The following is a 4,393-nucleotide window of genomic DNA, read 5'->3' on the forward strand; positions in this document are numbered from 1 at the left end:
GCCCTGCTCACCGACCACCCCGGCCAGCGCGAGCTGTGGTGGGAGGACTTCGAGGGCCGCGCGGGCACGGCGGTGGAGGAGGTCATCCGGTACGCCTCCCCGGTCAACTGGATGCGCCGCACCCTCACCCGCGACCACGAGATGAACGGCCACCGGTACCGGGCCGGGGACAAGGTGCTGCTGTTCTACCCCTCGGCCAACCGCGATGCCCGGGTCTTCGCCGACCCCGACACCTTCGACGTCACCCGCTCGCCCAACCCGCACGTGGGCTTCGGCGGCCCCGGGCCGCACTTCTGCCTCGGCGCCCACCTGGCCCGCCGGGAGATCACCGCGATGTGGCGCGAGCTGCACCGCCGGGTGCCCGGCATCCGCGCGGCGGGGCCCCCGGAGCGGCTGCAGTCCAGTTTCGTCAACGGGATCAAGGAGCTGCCCTGCGAGTTCTGAGGCGCCGGTGCCCCGGTGACCAGTAATGTCGGCGCGCGGCCCGAGGTCGGTCATAACATCCGTGTGACTTTTCTTCACAGCCCACCCGAGTGTGCGTAGTTTTTCTACCAAGCCGATCCCGGGGGCCGTGACCGGATGGGAGAGCGCCGATGCAGCCGAGGATTCCCCGCACCGCCGCGGTACTGACCGCCCTCGCACTGACCGCCGCCGGGTGCGGCGGCGGGGGAGGGGGCGACGACGCCGCCGACGACGGCCTCCAGGTGTGGATCATGGAGGGCACCAACCCCGACGCCACCGACTACTTCGAGGCCGTCGGCGAGCGGTACGAAGAGGAGACCGGCACCCCGGTCGACGTGGAGTTCGTCCCCTGGGCCGACGCCCACGACCGCTTCACCAAGGGCATGGCCGGGGGCACCCTGCCCGACGTCGCCGAGCTGGGCACCACCTTCACCCCGGAGTTCGCCCAGCTCGGGGCGCTGGCCGACCTGTCCGACCAGGCCGGGGACACCTCCGCCTACAACGAGGCGCTGGTGGAGGCCGGCACCTTCGACGGCGGCCTGTACGGCATGCCCTGGTACGCCGGGGTCCGCTCGGTCATCTACCGCACGGACGTGTTCGAGGAGCACGGCCTGGAGGTCCCTGAGAACTGGGACGAGCTGCGCGAGACGGCGGTCACGATCTCCGAGGAGGAGGACGACATGGTCGCCTTCCCCGTCCCCGGGGACGCCGCCTACTCGGTGATGCCCTTCATCTGGGGCGCCGGGGGCGACATCGCCCAGGAGTCCGGCGGCACCTGGGAGGGCGGGCTCGCGAGCGCGGAGTCCCGCGAGGGCCTGAGCTTCTACACCGACCTGGCCCTTGAGGACGGCGTCTCCAGCACCGGCGCCGCCACCTGGAAGGAGACCGACGTCCAGGACAACTTCGTCGACGGCAACGTGGCCATGGCGATCTCCGGCAGCTGGACGCCGCGCGCCATCGAGGAGGCCGACCCCGAACTGGCCGAGAACCTGGGCGCCTTCCCCATCCCCGGCCCCGAAGGCGGCTACAGCCCCTCCTTCCTCGGCGGCTCCCACCTGGGCGTCTTCGAGGGCGCCGACACCGAGGCCGCCTGGGCCTACATCGAACTGCTCACCGGCGACGAGTTCGCGCAGCGCTGGACCGAGGAGAGCACCTACTTCCCGGGCAAGCAGGCGCAGATCGAGGCGCTGGCCGACTCCGACGACCCGCTGGTGCGGCCCTTCGCCGTGCAGATCCTGGAGGCGAGCCGCGTGGCCCCCGTCTCGCCCAAGTGGGGCGAGGTCGAGGGGGCCCAGGTCATCCCCGGCATGACCCAGTCGGTGCTCAACGGCGACGCGACGGTGGAGGAGGCCACCGAGACCGCGAACACCGAGATCGAGGACACCCTGAACCAGGACTGACCGGACCGGGACCGACGTGACCGCGACGACGACACCGGGGCGGCCCAGCGCGGCCGCCCCGCCCCCGCGCCCCCGACCGCTGCTCACCCGGCGGCGCCGCCGCGCGCTGCTGCCGTGGGCGCTGCTCGCCCCCGGCCTGGCCGTGCTCGGCGGGCTGCTGCTCTACCCGCTCGGGCGGGTGCTCTGGCTGTCGGTCCAGGACTACGGGCTGGACAACATCCTGTCCGGGGAGACCGACTACAACGGGCTGGACAACTACGCCGAGCTGCTGTCCGACGGGTACCTGTGGCGGGTCGCGCTGCCCAACACCGCCGTGTTCGCGGTCGTGGCGGTCGGCGCGACGGTCGCCTTCGGCACCCTGGTGGCGCTGCTGCTGGCGTCCCTGCGCCCGCTCGCCCGCACCGCGGTGATCAGCTGCATCATGATCGCCTGGGCGATGCCCGCCGTCACCGGCACCTACGTGTGGGTGTGGATCTTCGAGGTGGACCGGGGCATCGTCCGCCAGGGCCTGGAGGCCGCCGGGGCGCTCGGCCCCGAGGGCCTCAACTGGTTCGCCGACCGGCTGTTCTTCTACGGCATCGTCACCCTCAACATCGTCCACCACGGCTTCCCGTTCGTGGCGGTGACCGTGCTGGCGGGCCTGCTCACCGTCCCCCGGGAGCTGTACGAGGCGGCGCTGATCGACGGCGCCGGGGCCTGGCAGCGGTTCCGCCACGTCACCCTGCCCGTGCTGCGCCCGGTGTTCGCGGTGGTGACCATCCTGTCCACCATCTGGGACTTCAAGGTGTTCGCCCAGGTGTTCCTGATGCCCGGCGGCGACGGGGCCAACCGGGAGGTGCTGAACCTGGGGGTGTGGTCCTACCTGCAGGGCATCGTGCAGCGCGACTACGGGTCGGGGGCGGCGGTCGCGGTGCTGCTCACCCTGCTCCTGCTCGCCATCACCCTGGTCTACCTGCGGTCCCTGTTCCGCGACGAGGAGCTGCGATGACCCGCCGCACCCGGTGGATGCTCGGCAGGGCGCTCGCGGTGGCCGCCCTGCTGGCCTTCACCCTGTTCCCGGCCTACTTCATGGTGGCCAGCTCGCTGGCGCCCGCGCGCAGCGTCACCGGGACCGAGGCGCTGCTGCCCGCCGACCCCACCCTGGACAACTACCGGTACGCGCTGGCCGAGGCCGGGTTCCTCACCTACCTGGGCAACTCGCTGCTGGTGGCGGTGGTGACGGTGGCCGGGAGCGCGCTGCTGGCGCTGCTGGCGGCGGTGGCGGTCTCCCGCTTCCGGTTCCGGCTGCGCACCACCGTGCTGGTGATGGTGCTGGTCGTGCAGATGGTGCCGCTGGAGGCGCTGGTCATCCCGCTGTTCCTGCAGGCCTCCTCGCTGGGCATGCTCAACTCGCTGCTGGGCCTGTCGGTGGTCTACATCGCGCTGTCGCTGCCGTTCGCCATCTGGATGCTGCGCGGGTTCACCGCCGCCGTCCCGGCCGAGGTGGAGGAGGCCGCCTACATCGACGGCGCCTCCTGGCCCCGCATGTTCTGGTCGGTGCTGCTCCCGCTGGTGGCCCCCGGGCTGGTGGCCACGGGGATCTTCTCCTTCATCATGGCGTGGAACGAGTTCCTCATCGCCTTCGCCTTCATGGACGACGCGGACACCTACACCGTCGCCGTCGGGCTGCGCCAGTTCTTCGGCCAGAACACCACCGACTGGGGGGCCATGATGGCCGCCTCGACGATCATCACCGTCCCGGTGATGCTCTTCTTCCTGTTCGTGCAGCGGGGCCTGGTCTCCGGCCTGGTCCAGGGGGCGGTGAAGGGATGAGCCGCGCCGACGCCGAACGGGCCGCCCGGGTGCTGATGCCCGGCTTCCTGGGGACCGCCGCCCCGCCGTGGCTGCTCCGGGCCTGCCGGGAGGGGCTGGGCGCGGTGCTGTACTTCGCGCAGAACCTGGGCGGGGACCCCGCCGCGCTCTCCCGGGAGCTGCACGCCGCCCGGCACCGGCTCATCATCGCCTGCGACGAGGAGGGCGGGCCGGTCAGCCGGTTCCACCCGGGCGGGGCCTCACCGCACCCGGCCCACGGCGAGCTCGGCGCCGCCGGGGACACCGCCGCCACCCGGGCGGCCGCCCGCTCCATCGGCGAGCTGCTGCGCCGCGCCGGTGTCGACGCCGCGCTGGCGCCGGTGGTCGACGTGGCCTCCGACCCGCGCAACCCGGTCATCGGGCCGCGCGCGTTCTCCGACCGGCCGGAGGCGGCCGCCGAGCACGGGGCGGCGTTCACCGCCGGGCTGCACGATGCGGGCCGGGCGGCCGCGGCCAAGCACTTTCCCGGGCACGGCGACACCCGCACCGACTCGCACGTCGGACTCCCGGTGATCGGGGCGGGGGAGGGGCTGCTGCGCGAGCGGGAGCTGGTGCCCTTCGGCGCGGCCGTGCGCGCGGGCGTCGACATGGTGATGAGCGGGCACATCGTCGTGCCGGCCGTGGACGAGGTGCCCGCGAGCGTCTCCCCGCGCTGGTACCGGCTGGTCCGGGGGGGGGCG

General features: G+C 72.9%; 5 protein-coding genes (1 of these 5 cut by a window edge). All 5 read left to right on the forward strand.

Annotated elements, in window-relative coordinates; translation table 11 throughout:
• Positions 1-444, forward strand: a 444-nt coding sequence (locus tag D476_RS0128075; RefSeq protein ID WP_017627215.1) for a cytochrome P450, incomplete at its 5' end; no start/stop codon positions are given.
• A 149-nt stretch (positions 445-593) separates the two neighbouring features.
• Positions 594-1,862, forward strand: coding sequence for a sugar ABC transporter substrate-binding protein (locus D476_RS0128080; protein WP_017627216.1), 1,269 nt, complete (start codon positions 594-596; stop codon positions 1,860-1,862).
• Positions 1,863-1,878: 16 nt separating this feature from the next.
• Positions 1,879-2,850, forward strand: a complete 972-nt coding sequence (locus D476_RS0128085; RefSeq protein ID WP_017627217.1) for a carbohydrate ABC transporter permease — start codon at positions 1,879-1,881, stop codon at positions 2,848-2,850.
• Positions 2,847-3,674, forward strand: coding sequence for a carbohydrate ABC transporter permease (locus D476_RS0128090; RefSeq protein WP_017627218.1), 828 nt, complete (start codon positions 2,847-2,849; stop codon positions 3,672-3,674). The genes D476_RS0128085 and D476_RS0128090 overlap by 4 nt, the downstream gene beginning before the upstream one ends.
• A gap of 35 nt (positions 3,675-3,709) precedes the next feature.
• Positions 3,710-4,393, forward strand: the 5' portion of a protein-coding gene (locus D476_RS0128095) for a glycoside hydrolase family 3 N-terminal domain-containing protein (protein ID WP_449289418.1). The gene runs 327 nt beyond the window's last position; only the first 684 of its 1,011 coding nucleotides appear in the window; its start codon is at positions 3,710-3,712; its stop codon lies beyond the right edge, outside the window.

Origin of the sequence: Nocardiopsis chromatogenes YIM 90109 (genome assembly GCF_000341185.1) — a bacterium.
Lineage (GTDB): Bacteria > Actinomycetota > Actinomycetes > Streptosporangiales > Streptosporangiaceae > Nocardiopsis_A > Nocardiopsis_A chromatogenes.